Below are 17,786 nucleotides of genomic sequence, written 5' to 3'. Positions count from 1 at the left end.
CTACTGTAAACTAATGTGGATGTTACATAGATAGATTGTGAATTTATTAGTTTTCTTCTTGTTTTAAAAATAATCTGAATATTTATGTTAAACTAAATATGTATTGTGAACGATTACACAGTTTTTAATTGAAAGGAATTAAATATGGCATATTGCAAAGTTCACCAAGCGGATATATTTTATGAAGATTTAGGGAAAGGAAAACCAGTATTAATGATACACGGTTATTCTCCTGACCACCGATTAATGAGTGGTTGTATGGAACCTATTTTTAAAAAGAAAGAAGGGTGGCGTCGTATTTATATTGATTTACCTGGAATGGGATTAACAAAAAATTACCATGATATATGCAGTTCTGATGAAATGTTGGATACCGTTTTAGATTTTATTGAAACAGTAATTCCTAACCAAGAATATTTAATTGTTGGTGAATCGTACGGTGGATATATTGCCAGGGGTATTATAGAAAAGCAAAAAGAAAGAATACTTGGTGCAGCATTTATATGTCCATTAATTATTCCTAGTCCAGAAAATAGGTTAATTGAAAAACATGAAGTTTTAAAAACAGATGACAAATTTTTACTCAATTTATCAGAAGAAGAATTAAAGGATTTTAGAAATAATCAAGTTGTACTCAATGAGTACAACTGGTTGAGATACAACAAAGAAATTTTAAGTGGTATTAAAATTAGAGATGAAGAGTTTCTAAATAAAGTTAAGAGTAAATATGAATTTTCTTTTAAGATTGATCAGTCTGATTTCAATAATCCAAGTTTATTTCTATTAGGAAGACAAGACTCTTCTGTGGGCTATAAAGATGCACTTGACATTATGAATAAATACCCACGTGGAACATTTACTGTATTGGATACAGCAGGTCACAATCTACAAATTGACCAACCACAAATTTTTGATTTCCTTATAAATGAATGGTTGGACAGGGTTGAATGATTTTTAAAATTAAGGTAATTAACTACCAAATTGCCCTACTTAAAGTATAATTTAGATGGGGATATTTTTTAAAAAGAGGATGATTAATTTGAGTAAAAGTTCGGGTTGCTTCACTATAGTTTTTAACAAAGATGGAAATGTATTATTGGCGAAGCGAAAGGACTACCCTGTGTGGGACTTTCCAGGAGGAACTTTGGAAAAAGAAGAGTCAATAGAACAGTGCGCTATAAGAGAAACTAAGGAAGAGACAGGATACATTATTAAAATCAAGAAGAAAGTTGGGGAATATTATCAACCTCAATATGATGATATGCAACATATATTCTTAGGAGAATTAAAAGGTGGTAAACCAATTAAAGATGGTCCTGAAACAGAAAAGGTAAAATGGTTTAGTCCTAATAGATTACCTTTATTTATGATTCCTAATAGAAGAAAACAACTAAGCAAGTACTTGAGCTATAAAGACATATTAATACAAGAAGCAATTACCGTTTCACCTATGAGAACTACATTACTTAAAATATTTTTTAAAACATTTAGCAAAGTTCTGTGATGACAAATCTAGGTAATTCAGAAGCACATGCGCTTGTTTTTAAAAAGTTAAGTGAACATATTATTTCAAAACTAGATGTCGTTGTAAATTAAACTTTAATTGTTTTTTAATAGAAGAAGTAAGCTGATATTAAACTAGTGATTTAGTAGATAATTTATAATTGAAAATATAGGAAGTGAAGTTGTATGATTGCATATTTTAAAGTGGACCAAGAGGATTTGATAGCGATATATAAAGAGTTTGCTGATAAATTCCCGAATTATAAAAAGAACAAGATAATATGTGGTTTGTTTATAAGTATCTTATATTTAGTACTTGCAACATCGCTAGTGGGTGTTCAATTTTGGCGTTATATTATACTTTTTACTCTTATCATGTATTTCGTAGGTAGTAAATATGTTTATAAAAGAGCTTTAGTCAAATTTGTGAAAAAAAAAGTTGCTAAAAATAAATATTTAGATGGAGAGTGTAAACTTACTATTTCTGAAGATAAGTTTATAAGAGAGTATAGTGATTTAATAACCAAAACGGAATGGTCATCGATTACAATGGCCAAAGAAGATGCAAGAAGATATTTCTTGTTAATTTCTGGAACTCCTCAGTTGTTTGTAATTAAAAACTATCCCGTTAATTTTACGGATGAGGAAATAAATGAATATAATACTCGAATTCATCAATATATCAAGAATACTGGTTTAAATTTGGAAAAAGTGAGTGTAGAATAAATTATGTTAATGAGTAAATTGATAGGTTCCTTCAAAAAATAAGGGGATGGTTTGATGAAAAGAACGTTTATAGGTTTATTTACGTTGTTAGTTGTATTGGTATTTGGTATCACATATGCAGAGAATTCTAACGCTGATAGGGTTAAGGTAGAAGCTGACAGTTCTTATGAATTAAAACTAAATAAGGAAATTGACACTGTTGAAGATAATAGTTCAAATATATTATCAAAACCAGAATATAGTTCGTTTGAAGGCTACATTGAAAGTGAAATAACACAAGAAAAATTCGATGAACAAAAATCTATTTATCAAGAAGATGATTTTAAAAATCATAGAATAAGAGTTGCAAATTCTTATTTAAAGCATTTTAAAGCACTAGATGAAGTGCCTGAATCAGTTGCGGATTTAGTAGATGAGGCAATTGAAATTACAGAAGAATCTTTTCAAAACAACAAATCAGAAAAGGAATATTTTGAAGAAATAGAAGATATTCAAGAAGAAATTCATATGCTGATAGATAAGTAACCGACAAAAAACGTTCTCAATTGAGACTGTTTTTTGTCTGCTTCCATTTCTGCTAATTTCTCTATTATAAAACGACTAATTCAGATTATTGAATAATTATTACGTCAATAAGATTTATGATTTCTTTATTGTCACCTGTGTCAACATAAACTAGTTTTAGATTATTAATCATATCTTCTGTTACTTCTCGCATCACGCCTTCTTCTAAATCTGGAGAGGAATCCCAACGTAATGGAACACTGTATACATTAATTGTGCCATCCCCATTACTACTGTAAGTTACCGAACCAGCCACTAGGCGCCCACCTGATAGTTGTATAACATCTTCTGGATATTTAACACTAGTATCATCGTTAGGATTCACTAATTCGCCTGCCTGTATATGTCGAACATACAATCCTTCTACGTCTTTAATCATTCCAAGTTGTAACCAAACCCGAGCATATTCAATTTCTTCAGAAGAATAGCTTGATAATTCTTCATTTTGCTCATCACTTTCTGTTTCTTCTGAAGATTCTTTGCCTGAATCGCTATTCATATCTTCTTCTGTTTTAGTTGTAGGCGCCGATTCATTTACCTCTGTGCCTTGTAGGTTGATGTCTTCTGTATTATCGTCAATTTCCTCTTCATATTGTAAAGCAGAGTCCTTCACTGAAGAATCTGTATTTGATTCTTCGTTCATCCCGCTTGTACAACCAAAGAGCATTAGTAGAGTTATGTTGCAAATAAACATTTTTGTGAATTTATTCATTTGATCATTCCTTTCTTGCACTCACAACATATCACACTAAAAGTCTGTTAATCAATTTAAAAATGTAAAAGTTTAGTAATTATAATAATTCCTTCTTCTAATACAAATACGACTCCTTTTGTAATGAATTCACACTATTAATATAGTCAAAATATTATTTACCACAACCTCGAAACAGTATTATTTCTTATTTCATACATATCTAAATTAGAGGTTATAGTTAGTTATCTATGCATTACTTAAAAAGTAAGTGATTTTCATATCAAAATGTTTAATTTTATAGCGCAAGGTAAGTATATATAATAACTAAATGTATTATGAGGGAGGAACAAGAGGATATGGGAGAAAGAAGAACCATGCCAGTCGAAGGTGGATTGGATCATAGCATAGCGCTGTTAAAAGAAGGGTATCACTTTATTCTAAATAGACGTGATCGTTATGATACAAACGTTTTTAAAACGAAATTACTAGCTCAGGATGCAATTTGTTTATCAGGTAAAGAGAGCGCAACGCTTTTTTATGATACGAACTATTTTAGAAGAAGTGATGCTGCTCCGAAACGTCTGAAGAAGACACTATTTGGTCAGGGTGGTGTGCAGGGCTTAGATGGAGAAGAACATCGGCATAGAAAAGCTATGTTCATGTCATTGATGACAAAAGATGCGCTTGAGGAAATTTCTAATATAACCAAAAAACAGTGGAAACAAGCGGCTAAGAATTGGGAAAGTGAAAAGGAAATTATTCTGTATGAAGAAGCGAAACAAGTAATGACAAAGGTTGCTTGTGCATGGACAGGAGTGCCATTACCGGAACGTGATCTAGCAAAAAGAGCTGAACAGCTAGCAGATATGTTTGAATCAGCAGCAGCTATTGGGCCAAAGCATTGGAAAGGCAGAAAAGCCCGTGCTAGTGCTGAGAAATGGCTAGAGGACCTGATTGAGAATGTACTAATGAACAACTTGCCGTTTCACCTGATCGTGCATTATACACATTCTCATGGCATAAAGATCTTGAGGGAAATTTACTTGACAAAAAAACTGTTGCAGTAGAATTATTGAATTTATTACGGCCTATAGTAGCGATATCTGTTTATGTATGTTTAACAGGGCTTGCGATACATCAATTTCCGAATGAAGTAGCAAAACTAGAATCTGGAAAAGATAAAGATCACCAATGGTTCATACAAGAAGTGCGCAGATTTTATCCGTTTTTCCCATTTGCAGCAGCAAGAGTAAAAAAAGATTTCACCTGGAACGGTTTTTCATTTGAAGAAGGAACACTTACACTATTAGATTTATATGGTACAAACCATGATCCGAAAATTTGGGAGAATCCATATTCATTTCAGCCAGAACGTTTTCATGAATGGAAAGGTAGTCCATTTGATTTTATTCCTCAAGGTGGAGGAGAATTTGACCTTGGTCATCGCTGTGCAGGTGAATGGATAACACTAGATATTATGAAAGTAAGTCTAAAATTTTTAATCCATCAAATAGACTATGAGGTACCTAAACAAGATTTAAGTTTAAGTATGGTTAAAATGCCAAGTTTACCAGAAAGTAAATTGGTAATAAAAAACATAAAATGCGTATAAAAAAGGATTATGAGAAATTCTCATAATCCTTTTTGATTCTATTAACTTAATGCTGAGGCCATATCAGGAGCAATTAAATCATTTGCTTCATAAAGTGAAGTGATTTCCGCTTGAAAATCATCCCACGCAGCTTGTGCAGTTGTTAAATCTACTTCATCAGCATCTAAACCAGTTTGAACTTCTTGGTAATAGCTTTGCAAAGTATCAATAGCTTCTTCATATTGCGTTTTTTGTTCTTCTGGTAATTCAGTTTCTAATGAATAACCTTCAAGCGTGCTAGATGCCTCTTCAGCAGCAGTTTTCGCCTCATCTAATGCAGATTGAACTGTTGCTTCGTCTACTTCTTCATCAGCGGCTGCTGCTTGATAAGCATTAATCTGTTGTTGGTATGGCGCTACATCACTTGTTAATTCAGCTTGAGCATCTAATAACCCAACTTGCACGGATTGCTCATCTGTTGTTTGCTCTTCTTGTGTTTCTGTTGTTGCATCTTCGTTTTCATCCGATGAACAAGCAGTGATAATTAATAGTGTTACTAAACTAAACGCAAATAAAAATTTCTTCATGTTGTTTCCTCCTACTGTATCTATGTAATATAATGCTAATTATCTATTTTATTCCGCTTGTTATGAAATGTAAATATATTAATAATTAGTTTAATTATTAAAATAATTCTGTTAATTAAATAAAGATAGTCTCAGTATGGGCAATGGCGTATAAAATTAATCTAGTATTCGACAAAAAACTGTATTATACTTACTATAGGTGCTGTCATTAGTAAGGTCATGATTCCATTTTAATGTGTTGGTGAGGTTTTTTGAAAGAGGGGATCGAATGAAGAATAATGTAACGCTTGGAGATTATATTGAACTATTATGGGAAAAGGGTTTCAAATTAACAGATGAGGAAGTGCAATTTATTTATTTTGGTAAACAGTATACGAATGCAAATGATTGGTTAATCATCATGGCATTAAAAACGACGCTCCAAATTCAACATCAATTTGATGGAAGTTTCTATATTAGTTTGTTGGAGTTGTTACAAGAGAAAAAGGTGACGACCGAAAAACAGGCGATAAAGGAATTTCAGAATAAAGGAATCATGTAGTTGTATTTTTCCATTGTAAAATTGCTTCTCGTGCGAGACGATCTGCCTTTTTATTTTGTGTACTTGGTATCCATTTAATAAAACAGTGGGGAAACGTTTCAATTTCGGCTAGTATTTCCTGTAATAAGGGTTGGTAAGTTTTATTTTTAGTGTGCTCTCTTTCAATCATATCTACGACTAATTTTGAGTCAGAACGTATAGACAAGATTTGATCTGGGAAATTATCTTTGCATAACTGTAGTGCTTTGATCACGGCATGTATTTCGGCTTCGTGATTAGAAAGAATACCTACATAAAAATATTGGGATAAATAGTGTTGTTTGTTTTTAATAATAATACCAACACCACTTGGTCCAGGATTTCCACTAGAAGCCCCATCTACATATACTTCTATCATTAGTACGCACCCCTATCTAAAGACGTTGAGCATTTGTGCATCCAATTCTAAAAAAGCTACTTTACATACATGCATCTAATACGGTCTACTACTTGATCTCAATATAGCTTATTCAATTTAAGCAGTCAAGGAATTGAATACACTATCCCTTTTGCATGTGGTAAAATAAAGTAATTCGTTTTACTATAAAGTGAAATTTCAAGCAAAGAGAGTTTTTGCCTTTTTCTTTTGCTTGTTAGTTACACCAGAATAAATGGAGGAGCATGTATGACAATACTAATTGGCTTAACTGGATGGGGAGATCATACCACCTTGTATACAGATGCAGATAAAAAGAAGAATAAATTAGCAACGTATAGTTCACATTTCCCAGTTGTGGAGATAGATAGTTCTTTTTATGCCATTCAGTCGCAAGAAAATTATGATAAATGGATTTCTGAGACACCAGATCATTTTCAATTTGTTATCAAGGCGCATCAATCTATGACCGGACATGATCGTATAACACGAACGATTCAGGAAGCGAAGCAATTATTTCAGTCATTTCTTGAATCGATTGAACCAGTAAGTAAGGCATCTAAGCTACATGCTATTTTATTTCAATTTCCACCTTGGTTCGATGTTCGCGTGGCCCACATTCAAAAGTTGCAAAAAATAAAACAACTACTTCCAAATCAACCAATAGCAATTGAATTCAGGAACCAAACATGGTTTGAAGCTGCTCATCGACAAGCTACATTAGATTTAATTAAGAAGAATGACTGGATACATACGATTTGTGATGAACCACAAGCTGGTGAAGGATCTGTTCCGACTGTCTTAGAAATTACCAATCCAACTACTGCACTTATTCGCATGCATGGTAAAAATGTCCATGGCTGGAATCGCAATGGTCGTGGTGGTGAAGACTGGCGAAATGTACGATACCTTTATCAATATAATGCAAAAGAGTTAACAGAATGGGCAACATACATAAGACAATTAGAGAAAATGACACAAACCGTCACGGTCTTATTTAATAATAATTCCGGTGGAGATGCTAGTAATAATGCAAAAGAATTAATACAGTTATTACATATTTCATATGATAACCTAAATCCGAGACAATTAGATTTATTCGAATAGAAATGAGGTGAGCTATTAATGAAAAACGAGATTATTATAGCGAAAGTAGAGGCTTACATTTATAAGATGTTTCATTCGGATGCCACCGGACATGATTATTATCACATGAAACGTGTGGCCAAAATGGCGAAGTATTTAGCAGAACAAGAACATGGTGATGTACTTCTCTGTGAATTGGCTGGTTGGGTTCACGATGTTGCAGACGATAAACTAACGAAAGATCCCGAAAAGGCAATAATAGAGTTAAAACTATTTTTAGCGTCTATTTCTCTATCAGACGATCAGATTAATACGATCGTAGAGATAATATCTACTGTTTCATTTAGAAAAGGACAAGATCCAAAATCTTTAGCGGGTAAAATCGTTCAAGATGCAGATCGTTTAGATGCAATCGGGGCAATGGGGATTGCACGAGCATTTGCTTATGGTGGCAATAAAAATCGTCCCATACATTCAGAGGATGAACAACAAAAACAACATGCAACTATTCAACATTTTGACGATAAACTATTATTAATAAAGGACAAAATAAAAACACCGACAGCGAAACGTATAGCGATCGAACGCCATACATATATGGAACATTTTCTTTCTATTTTTTATAACGAGTGGAACAGTGATGCATATCATTAATAAAAAGGCAAGCGGTGGATCCATTAGCTTTCCGCTTGCTTCACCAATTTTAGTAGTTATTTTTCCACAGCCATGCGCTTTGTTCCAATATACCTTTCTTGCCAGTAACTAATACCTAAATCGCTAATTTCTACACCATTTGATTCGCCAGCATGTATAAATTGATTATTGCCTAGGTATATTCCCATATGTGATGGTCCTGATTTATAGGTTTCAAAAAAGACTAAGTCACCAATTGAACGTTGTTCCACCGGTACTGACATATTCCATATTTCAGAAACAGTTCTTGGAATAGATATACCAATTTGCTGAAATACATATTGAATATAACCGCTACAATCAAATCCGCTAGGTGACGTCCCGCCCCATAAATAGGTTGTTCCTCTATACTGTTTTGCTGTAGTAATTAACTGGTTGATATCAACTGATTGATTTGTCTCTTTTTTAGGGACGACTACGCTTTCTTTTGGTGTAGCATTGTCTTCTTTTACACTTTTTTCTTGATTTGTTTTCACTTCAACAGCAACCTCTATAGCAGCAGTCTTTGCTTCGGTTTCTTTTTGTTGAAGTGTTTGTATGGTTTCTTGATTGATTTCTTGCCTTACTTCTAATCCATTGTCTTCTTGAAAATACATCAGTGCTTGATTAGTCTTTGGACCGAAAATGCCATCTAATGAATCTTTATAATAACCAAAATAGTATAATGCCTGTTGGATGCTCTTTATTGCTTCTCCAGTTTCACCTAGATAATACGTTTGGTCTATGTCTTTTAAAGGTGCTAAATATTTTTCGCGTTCCCTGCTTAATATGATATTAATTGTTTGTTGATCAGTTTTACCTGTTATACTTAGATCATGTTCAATCTGTAATTTCTTTAGTGCATATTCGGTAAATATACCAAATTCTCCATCAATTTCCTTGTTGTAATACGATAAGTAATTTAATTTTTTTTGCAGTACACGAACAGCTTGATTATGTTCACCAAACTCAACAGCTACGTCTTCGTTTTGAAAGATTTCATTTTGAATCATCGGATAGGCATCTACGTAAAAGGCGAAAGGTTGACTTATCATATAGCCATAAGCCATGGAGTGTTTTGCGACTTGTTGGATGTTACTAGTCGAAAGCATGTAAAACGCCTCCTTTCAAATTATCTGTACGTAGTAAATTATGATGCAATTGGTTAAGAAATGTACTATTATACAAAACGAAATGTTTTTGTAATATGATACAATAAGATTTTAGTAATTTTGTAAATAAAGGAGTGTATATCATGACAACAGGAGAGCAAACTTATCTCGATTTATGTCATATGATTTTAGAAAATGGAAACAAAAAAAATGATCGAACACAAACAGGTACATTATCCATATTTGGACACCAGATGCGTTTTCCATTACAAGAAGGATTTCCTTTATTAACAACGAAGCGCGTTCCGTTTCGATTAATAGCCAGTGAATTAATTTGGTTTATAAAAGGTGACACGAATATCCAATATTTATTAAAGCACAACAATAATATTTGGAACGAGTGGGCATTTAAAAAATGGATTGAAAGCGAAGCATATGAAGGTCCTGATATGACCGATTTTGGCAACCGGAGTCAACATGATCCAGAGTTTGCAAAAGTATATAAAACGGAAATGGATAAGTTTAAAGATAACATTTTAAATGATGATGCTTTTGCAAAAAAATATGGGGATTTAGGTTCTGTATATGGAAGCCAGTGGCGAGCATGGAAAACGTCACAAGGGGAAACCATTGACCAATTGCGTCAAGTAGTAAAGGCTATTAAAGAAAACCCTGACTCACGAAGACATATTGTCACTGCGTGGAATCCAGAAGATGTTCCAAGTAATATGGCATTACCACCTTGTCATATCATGTTTCAATTTTACGTAGCGGATGGTAAACTTTCTTGCCAATTATATCAACGGAGTGGTGATGTCTTTCTAGGTGTTCCGTTTAATATAGCAAGTTATGCTTTGCTTACACACTTAATTGCGCATGAATGTAACTTAGAAGTTGGTGATTTTATTCATACATTAGGAGACACACACCTCTATGTTAATCATCTAGAACAAGTGAAAACACAACTTGATCGAACAGCTTATGCGTTTCCTACATTAAAAATTAATCCGGCGTTATCGTCTATTTTTGATATCGAAATGGATGATCTAGAAATTGTTGATTATCAATCACATCCAGCAATTAAAGCACCAGTAGCTGTATAAAGAAAGGAGTGCATAGCGTGATTTCATTTGTCTTTGCTATGGATAAAAATCAGGTAATTGGATATGAACAATGGATGCCTTGGGATTTACCACGGGATTTGAAATTCTTTAAAGATGTAACACTAAATCATACGATTATAATGGGTAGAAAAACATTCGAATCATTTAAGAAACCTTTACCAAAAAGAAAGAACGTTATTTTAACCAGCGATCAAACCTATCAACAAGAAGGATGTGACATAATCCATTCTATTGATACAATTCTTGATTGGAATAAAGCTAACCCAGAAACGGAATACTTCGTCATTGGTGGAGGTACTATTTTTGAACAAGTCTTGCCTTATGCTGACAGAATGTATATGACCTACATCGATAACACGTTTGAAGGTGATACGTATTTTCCTTCCTACAACGAAGAAGAGTGGATCATCACTAGTAAAACAAAAGGAATAAAGGATGAAAAAAATCAAGAGGATTATTACTTTATACAATATGACCGAAAAAAATAAGCAAGTCATGTAAGGAGAGAAAAAATGCGCTCATTCTATCAATATATGATGCGGTACCGAGGAGCGAAGAAAGTAACAAACGAAAGCCGATTAGCAGAATGGATGTTTCGTGATCATGATTTTCCTAAACATAGTGAATCATATGATGAGATTAGTCGGTATTTAGAATGGAATATCCCATTCAAAGAGGCCGTTCAAGTATTTGATCATTTATGGGATGACTATCAAGAAGTAAAGTAGGCTCTAGTGTATACTAGGGCCTCTCCATTTATATTAGCTTTTTTAGCAAGAGGGAGAGTAGAATACATGAAAATTTTGCATACTGCAGATTGGCATCTAGGAAAAATCGTTAACAGCGTTCACATGACTGAAGATCAAGTACATGTTTTAGCACAATTAATAGATATTGTTAGAGAAGAAAAACCAGATTTAATTATTATAGCTGGAGATATTTACGATCGTTCAATCCCACCTAAAGAAGCGGTTGAACTTTTAGATAGTGTCTTGACACAATTAATTACGGAATTTAATTGTCCTATCTTGATTATATCTGGTAACCACGATAGTCCTGATCGCTTACAATTTGGTAGTCGTTTATTTAGAGAAAATAATCTCTTTATCGAAACAAAGTTAACAACTGAATTGAGATCACTAACATTTGATGACGAATTTGGACCTGTTCATTTTCATCTTATTCCATATATTGAACCTGCTGATGCTCGATCTGTATTTGAGGACGAGACGATTCAATCACATCAACAAGCAATGGAAACGATTATTGACCGTATAAAAGCACGTGAAAATATGGAAGAACGACATGTTTTAATTGGACATGCATTTCTTGCTGGTGGTATGGAAACTGATTCTGAAGAAAGGTTATCGATGATTGGTGGTAGTCCCTATATTGATAGCTATTTATTTAAAGATTTTAGTTATGTAGCTTTAGGCCATTTACATCAGCCACAAAAGGTTACCTATGACTGGATTCAATATAGTGGATCTATTTTGAAATATTCTTTCTCGGAAGCCAGTAATACAAAATCAGTTACGATGATTAACTTAGCCGCAGACAAAACCATTGACATGTCACGTATTCCACTGCAACCAAAACGTGATTTGCGAATTATTGAAGGTTACTTTGATGAATTTATAAATGGGGATAAAGCGGAACCAACAGAGGATTATTTACACATTCGTTTACTGGATGATGGTCAAATATTAGATCCGATTGGGAAGTTACGGCAAAAGTATCCAAATATTTTACGTCTAGAGCGCAAAGTACTGCAATCGAACCGACAGTTAAATGAATTAAATCAAATTAAAGAAAAACAGAAGATGACCCATGCACAACTATTTCATACGTTTTATGAAGAAATGAAAGGCGAACCAATTACGAAAGAACGTGAAGATCATATCGATCAAGTTATTCAAACGTTAATCGAACAAGAGAGGGGGAAATAAGATGCGGGCTGTATCTATTATACTATCTGCTTTTGGACCATATAAGGAAGAACAGGAGATAGATTTCAGGGAGTTAGGCAATGAATCTATTTTTTTAATAACAGGCCCAACTGGTGCTGGTAAAACTACCATATTTGATGCAATTTGCTTTGCGCTATACGGAAAAGCAAGTGGTAGTGACCGTGATCATGATACATTTCGTAGTCATTTTGCTACACCTGATGACAAAACCGCAGTTTCTTTTACCTTTCAATTAAAAGAAAAGACCTACTTCGTTTACCGACAACCTAAACAGCTAAAGTTAAAAGAAAGAGGTGAAGGATTTCGAGAAGAGCCCGCACTTGCGGAACTTTATCAGATAGAAGACGGTGAAAAACTGCTAATTCACTCGAAAATTAAAGACGTTAACGAAACAATCGAGGAGATGCTAGGTCTTGATTATGATCAATTTCGTAAAATGATTATGATTCCTCAAGGAGAGTTTCGTAAGTTAATAGCTGAAAATAGTAACGAGCGGGAAGAAATTTTACAGAAAATATTTAGAACGTATTTTTATCAAGATGTAACAGAAGCACTAAAAGCACAAGCAAAAGATATAAAAGAACAATTAGAGCAAACAGAGTGGAAAGTAACGCAGGAAATGAACAAAATAGAATGGGATGATCCTACTCTAGTAGATCTATCAACTACTAATAAAGCTATTGAAGCACTACAAGATAAAATAAAAGTAGATAAAGAGAAGAGAATAGATTTAAATAAAAGGGTAACGAAAGAAAAGGATAAACTTCAACATAGTCAGGAAGCTTTCTTCAACGGAAAACAGATGGCAAATAAATTTCTAGAGAAGGCACAACTGACAAAAGAAAAGCAAAACATGGAGCAACAAAAAAAAGAAATAGAAGAGAAAAGGCACGTGTTATTGTTGGGTGATAAAGCAAATACATTACTAGCATATGAGAAACAAGCAGCTGATCGTCGACAAGAATGGAAAGAGCAACAAGAAAAAGTAACGAACCAAAAAAAGTTACTACTAACTCTCGAAAATGGTTTTCAAGACGTGACAGAAAAGTATGAGCAACAAAAACAAATGGAAAAAGAAAAACAAGAAGAACGAGCCCAACTTGTTGAAAAGAAAAAACAAGTTGAAAAGTTACGTCAATACACACAACGTAACAGCGCTTTAGAAGCAGCTAAGAAAAAGGTTGCTAAAACAAGTGATAACGTACAATCTGTGACAAAAGTAATGGAAGCTAAGCAAAAAGCGTTTCAACAAGTTGACGGTTTATTACGTACACAATCCCAACAAACAAAAGCTTATTATCAGGCAGAGAAAGATTTACAACACGCAAAAGAATCAGATAAAAAGAGCCATACGTTGCTAGAGGCTCTCACTGATTTAGAAGCATTGCGCAAGGACTATAAACAAGTGAAAAATAGCTATTTAAATATAAATCAACAAATAAAAGACCAGCGTCAACGTTTGCAAGAAATGGAAAAAAAACAGCAAATACATCATGCTTCTGTATTAGCGAATAACTTACACGATGGTGAAGCGTGCCCAGTTTGTGGGTCACAAGATCATCCTTCTAAAGCAACGAATAAAGCAACTATAATATCAGAAGAAGCATATAATAAAGAACAAGCTATTTTAGTTCAATTAGAGGAAGCAGTAACAAAATGGCAAGATGCATATGTTAATGCAAAGTCTAAAGGGGAAACAAAACGGGAATTAGTTGAGAATCTAGCTGGAGAATTTAATCTTTCCATTGATAGCCTTAATCAAGAAGCTTTAAAAGAACTAACGATGCAATCTTTAGCTAAAGTAGAAAAGAGAAAACAAGCTTTCAAAGAAGAAGAGATTAAAGCTAAACGTTTAGACAAAGCGGAAGTAGAGAAGCAACAGATTACAAAGGAAATAGAAAAGTTAACTAGTGAGTTGGAATCAGAGAAGCAACGATTAGAAGATGCAAAGAATGAACAATTAACAATAGAAGCGCAACTAACACAATTAAAATCAGACATTCCAACACAGTCACTGACAGTAAATGAATGGCAGGACCATATTCAAAAAACAGAACAAGTATTGGATGAATGGTTTAAACAGTTGGAACAACAACAAAAGATATGGGAAAGTAGTAAACGAAAACGTGATGAAGCTCGAATTAATCTTGTCTCTTTTGAAAAGTTCACAACAGAATTAGCACATAGAAAAGAAGAACAGGAAGCAATTTTAAATCAAAAAGTTGAAGAAGCTGGTTTTGCAAGTATGAAGCATTATCAAGAAGCAAAACGATCAATCGAACACTTAAATAAGTTAAGAACTGAAATTGAACACTACACACAATTAAAACAAAAGATTACGGAACAGTTACATGTATTAACCGAACAATTATACAATCAAACAGAACCAGATCTTGATAAGTTAAAAGAAATGGTTGATAAATATACAGTAGAACTAGAACAAACAAATCAAGCATTTCATGCAAGTGATTTGAGGATACAACAACATGAAAGACTTCTTACTAGTATTCTAAAATTAGTGAAAGAGCAACAATCATATGAAAAGAAATATTATGATATTGCTGAATTAGCAGATCTTGCGCGTGGTACGAATCATTTGAAATTATCATTTGAGCGCTATGTTTTATCTTCTTTCTTAGATGAAATACTATTACAAGCTAATATACGGATGGATCAGTTAACAGAACATCGTTACCAACTCATACGCAGTAATGAAGTCGCAAAACGAGGTGCAAAGAGTGGTTTAGACTTAGAGGTGATGGATCAACACACAGGCCAACAACGTTCTGTCCGAACACTATCAGGTGGCGAAGGATTTAAAGCGGCACTTAGCCTAGCTTTAGGAATGGCAGATGTTGTCCAGGCTCATGCAGGTGGCGTACAATTAGAAACGCTCTTCATTGATGAAGGATTTGGAACATTGGACGAACTATCTTTAGAGCAAGCTATAGAATGTTTAAAAGGACTGCAACAATCTAATCGTGTATTAGGAATTATTTCACATGTACCACAATTAAAAGAGGAAATTTATGCGAAGTTACAAATTAAACCTTCTCCACAAGGATCACGTGCAGTCTTTACTTTTTAAATTGAAACGATATTACTGTATAATGAAAGAAAATAGAACGGAGGGTTTTATATGACAATGCCGCTTACAATAGAAACAAAACTCGTTACAGATGCAAAAGAAATACGTGTGGAAGGGTTTGAGAATCATTTTTCTATCACATTAGCAGGTTATTGGTTATTTCCCATGCAAGAGCGGATGGAAATTAGACGCCATCAAGAATCAGATCAAATTGGTTTTGGAAAAGTTATCGAACTAACTTGGAAAAATGACGAAACAATTTGCACGTATCAACTTCTTTCTCTTTATAGCGTCAATTAATGACACGTTTGCTTCTACTCCTATGTAATATAAACAATTATTTTGCGCTTGCCCAGGAAATAATGCAGCTATTCTATAATGAAAAAGTCGTTCTTATTTAATGAACGGCTCTTTTTTTGTGTACCTGACCTACACAGATTCCGTTCCATGGCGTACAATATCATAGCAAAATCAGTAGAAAAGAGGGATTATTATGGTTTCACGTTTCCAAGGAAGGCCTCCAACACAACAATTGTTACCACCAGCTAGCAGACAACCATTTGATTATTGGGGGGGACCATTTCAACAAGGAGGATTACCTTCTCAAGTCGCTCCAGTTGAAAAAACAGGTATAATGGGGATTCTTCAAAAGTATTTGCCTACTAAACTGTTAGAAAACTCAGGTGGCGGATCTGGGGTTACAGGAACACTAAACAATATTCAACAAGTGCTGAAGATGTCACAGTCTGTTACACCACTAATTCAACAATACGGACCAATGGTTAAAAATATACCTTCTATGTTAGCGTTATTAAAAGCATTTCAAGAGTCTGATGATGAGGAAGACGAAGCGGATACGGTCCTTGATGAAGATGAAATTAAGGATGAAGATCAAGTAACAAATCCAACCCAGGAAGACGAATTGGTTGATAAAGGACAAAAAGTATCCATTAATGAATCATCAGATGATCTTTATCATATTGAAACAGAAATGAATACCAAACAAATAAAGCAAACACAGTCACAGAGTTCGAAACCTAAACTATATATTTGAAAACAAATGTAAAAAGAATTAAACTATACCTATGTACGAACACTATTAATCATTGGAGGAATGATCTGTGGATCAATTAAATAAAGCAGTAGCAACATTTGCGGGTGGGTGCTTTTGGTGCATGGTCGAACCTTTTGACGAACAACCTGGTATAGAGAAGGTTGTATCAGGCTATACAGGGGGATATACAGAAAACCCCACATACGAAGAAGTGTGTTCCGATACAACAGGTCACGTCGAAGCGGTTCAAATTACTTATGATCCGACCATTTTTCCCTATCAGCGATTACTTGAACTCTTCTGGCGTCAAATAGATCCTACCGATCCAGGTGGACAGTTTAATGACAGAGGCGATTCATATAAGACAGCTATTTTTTATCATACAGATGAACAAAAAGAGCTAGCTGAACAGTCAAAGCAGGAACTAGAAGATTCAGGTAAATTTAAAAAGCCAATTGCAACAAAGATATTACCAGCTTCTACCTTTTATCGTGCGGAAGAACACCATCAGGATTACTATAAAAAGCAAGGTTTTCATTATCGTTTATATAAAAAAGGCTCTGGTAGAGAAGATTTTATTAAGAACAATTGGAAACCTAAATATGATAAAAAAGATCTAAAAAAGAAATTAACACCAATCCAATATCAAGTAACACAGGAAAAGGGTACCGAAGCACCCTATCAAAATGAATATTATGATTTAGAACAAGAGGGCATTTATGTAGATATCGTAAGTGGAGAACCTTTGTTCTCATCTAAAGATAAATATGATGCGGGCTGTGGTTGGCCAAGCTTTACCAGGCCAATTGATCGTAACCAATTACAAGAAAACCTTGATACTGCACATGGCATGAGAAGAATAGAAATTCGCAGTACAGATGCAGATTCTCATCTAGGTCATGTCTTTGATGACGGACCAGTTGAAGCTGGTGGAATGCGTTATTGTATGAATTCAGCAGCCATGCGATTCGTACCAAAAGAAAAATTGGAAGAAGAAGGGTATGGATATCTAACAGCCTTTTTTAAATAAGACCAATGACCTCATGCTACTTTTGTGGT

At 34.1% G+C, this 17,786-nt stretch carries 21 protein-coding genes; 17 read left to right on the top strand and 4 right to left on the bottom strand.

Annotated features, from left to right (window positions below):
• Positions 1-144 precede the first annotated feature (144 nt).
• The 4 genes from DM447_RS10240 (at position 145) to DM447_RS10225 (ending at position 2,754) form a co-directional block, all read left to right on the top strand.
• Entirely contained in the window at positions 145-951 is an 807-nt protein-coding gene (locus tag DM447_RS10240) for an alpha/beta fold hydrolase (RefSeq protein WP_112181132.1), read from the top strand.
• Positions 952-1,006: 55 nt separating this feature from the next.
• Complete coding sequence (locus tag DM447_RS10235) at positions 1,007-1,504, top strand: NUDIX hydrolase (RefSeq protein WP_241964514.1); 498 nt, start codon at positions 1,007-1,009, stop codon at positions 1,502-1,504.
• Between the two features lie 185 nt (positions 1,505-1,689).
• Positions 1,690-2,229, top strand: a complete 540-nt coding sequence (locus DM447_RS10230) for a hypothetical protein (protein ID WP_112181131.1) — start codon at positions 1,690-1,692, stop codon at positions 2,227-2,229.
• Positions 2,230-2,283: 54 nt separating this feature from the next.
• Entirely contained in the window at positions 2,284-2,754 is a 471-nt protein-coding gene (locus DM447_RS10225; RefSeq protein WP_112181130.1) for a hypothetical protein, read from the top strand.
• Between the two features lie 85 nt (positions 2,755-2,839).
• Here the strand turns inward: DM447_RS10225 and DM447_RS10220 are convergent, their stop codons facing one another.
• Positions 2,840-3,505 carry a hypothetical protein gene (locus tag DM447_RS10220; protein ID WP_112181129.1) on the bottom strand — a complete coding sequence of 222 codons (666 nt, stop codon included), beginning with the start codon at positions 3,503-3,505 and terminating at the stop codon, positions 2,840-2,842.
• Positions 3,506-3,843: 338 nt separating this feature from the next.
• Between DM447_RS10220 and DM447_RS18755 the strand changes: the two genes are divergently transcribed.
• Positions 3,844-4,554 (top strand): cytochrome P450 family protein, encoded by a 711-nt coding sequence (locus DM447_RS18755; RefSeq protein WP_338418755.1) that lies wholly within the window; start codon positions 3,844-3,846, stop codon positions 4,552-4,554.
• Positions 4,555-4,559: 5 nt separating this feature from the next.
• Positions 4,560-5,099 (top strand): cytochrome P450, encoded by a 540-nt coding sequence (locus DM447_RS18750; protein ID WP_338418754.1) that lies wholly within the window; start codon positions 4,560-4,562, stop codon positions 5,097-5,099.
• 41 nt (positions 5,100-5,140) lie between these two features.
• On the opposite strand, the gene DM447_RS10210 is transcribed toward DM447_RS18750, so the two are convergent.
• Positions 5,141-5,665 carry a hypothetical protein gene (locus DM447_RS10210; RefSeq protein WP_112181128.1) on the bottom strand — a complete coding sequence of 175 codons (525 nt, stop codon included), beginning with the start codon at positions 5,663-5,665 and terminating at the stop codon, positions 5,141-5,143.
• A gap of 268 nt (positions 5,666-5,933) precedes the next feature.
• Between DM447_RS10210 and DM447_RS10205 the strand changes: the two genes are divergently transcribed.
• Entirely contained in the window at positions 5,934-6,206 is a 273-nt protein-coding gene (locus DM447_RS10205; protein ID WP_112181127.1) for a DUF6123 family protein, read from the top strand.
• Here the strand turns inward: DM447_RS10205 and DM447_RS10200 are convergent.
• Entirely contained in the window at positions 6,199-6,603 is a 405-nt protein-coding gene (locus DM447_RS10200; protein WP_112181126.1) for an RNase H family protein, read from the bottom strand. The genes DM447_RS10205 and DM447_RS10200 overlap by 8 nt on opposite strands.
• Before the next feature lie 267 nt (positions 6,604-6,870).
• On the opposite strand from DM447_RS10200, the gene DM447_RS10195 reads away from it, so the two are divergent.
• Together DM447_RS10195 and DM447_RS10190 are read left to right on the top strand one after the other, a co-directional pair.
• The gene (locus DM447_RS10195) at positions 6,871-7,728 is read left to right on the top strand and encodes a DUF72 domain-containing protein (protein ID WP_112181125.1); all 858 of its coding nucleotides are present in this window, start codon (positions 6,871-6,873) and stop codon (positions 7,726-7,728) included.
• An 18-nt stretch (positions 7,729-7,746) separates the two neighbouring features.
• Positions 7,747-8,361, top strand: a complete 615-nt coding sequence (locus tag DM447_RS10190; RefSeq protein ID WP_112181124.1) for an HD domain-containing protein — start codon at positions 7,747-7,749, stop codon at positions 8,359-8,361.
• A gap of 56 nt (positions 8,362-8,417) precedes the next feature.
• Here the strand turns inward: DM447_RS10190 and DM447_RS10185 are convergent, their stop codons facing one another.
• A complete protein-coding gene (locus DM447_RS10185) occupies positions 8,418-9,491 on the bottom strand; it encodes a C40 family peptidase (RefSeq protein WP_112181123.1) in 1,074 nt (357 codons plus the stop codon).
• A gap of 143 nt (positions 9,492-9,634) precedes the next feature.
• On the opposite strand from DM447_RS10185, the gene DM447_RS10180 reads away from it, so the two are divergent.
• The 8 genes from DM447_RS10180 (at position 9,635) to msrA (ending at position 17,757) form a co-directional block, all read left to right on the top strand.
• Positions 9,635-10,594 (top strand): thymidylate synthase, encoded by a 960-nt coding sequence (locus tag DM447_RS10180; protein WP_112181122.1) that lies wholly within the window; start codon positions 9,635-9,637, stop codon positions 10,592-10,594.
• Positions 10,595-10,602: 8 nt separating this feature from the next.
• A complete protein-coding gene (locus DM447_RS10175) occupies positions 10,603-11,103 on the top strand; it encodes a dihydrofolate reductase (RefSeq protein ID WP_338418753.1) in 501 nt (166 codons plus the stop codon).
• Between the two features lie 24 nt (positions 11,104-11,127).
• Positions 11,128-11,343 (top strand): YozE family protein, encoded by a 216-nt coding sequence (locus tag DM447_RS10170; RefSeq protein ID WP_112181120.1) that lies wholly within the window; start codon positions 11,128-11,130, stop codon positions 11,341-11,343.
• 66 nt (positions 11,344-11,409) lie between these two features.
• Positions 11,410-12,564 (top strand): exonuclease SbcCD subunit D, encoded by a 1,155-nt coding sequence (locus tag DM447_RS10165; protein WP_112181119.1) that lies wholly within the window; start codon positions 11,410-11,412, stop codon positions 12,562-12,564.
• A gap of 1 nt (position 12,565) precedes the next feature.
• A complete protein-coding gene (locus DM447_RS10160; protein ID WP_112181118.1) occupies positions 12,566-15,673 on the top strand; it encodes an AAA family ATPase in 3,108 nt (1,035 codons plus the stop codon).
• A 51-nt stretch (positions 15,674-15,724) separates the two neighbouring features.
• Positions 15,725-15,973, top strand: coding sequence for a DUF2584 family protein (locus DM447_RS10155; protein ID WP_112181117.1), 249 nt, complete (start codon positions 15,725-15,727; stop codon positions 15,971-15,973).
• A 193-nt stretch (positions 15,974-16,166) separates the two neighbouring features.
• Entirely contained in the window at positions 16,167-16,727 is a 561-nt protein-coding gene (vrrA, locus tag DM447_RS10150) for a VrrA/YqfQ family protein (protein ID WP_112181116.1), read from the top strand.
• A gap of 67 nt (positions 16,728-16,794) precedes the next feature.
• Positions 16,795-17,757 (top strand): peptide-methionine (S)-S-oxide reductase MsrA, encoded by a 963-nt coding sequence (gene msrA / locus DM447_RS10145; protein ID WP_112181115.1) that lies wholly within the window; start codon positions 16,795-16,797, stop codon positions 17,755-17,757.
• Positions 17,758-17,786 lie beyond the last annotated feature (29 nt).

Source organism: Paraliobacillus zengyii (genome assembly GCF_003268595.1).
GTDB classification, from domain to species: Bacteria; Bacillota; Bacilli; order Bacillales; family Amphibacillaceae; genus Paraliobacillus_A; species Paraliobacillus_A zengyii.
Note: the sequence above shows the minus strand (reverse complement) of the source record. Positions and strands in the feature narration are given on the sequence as shown.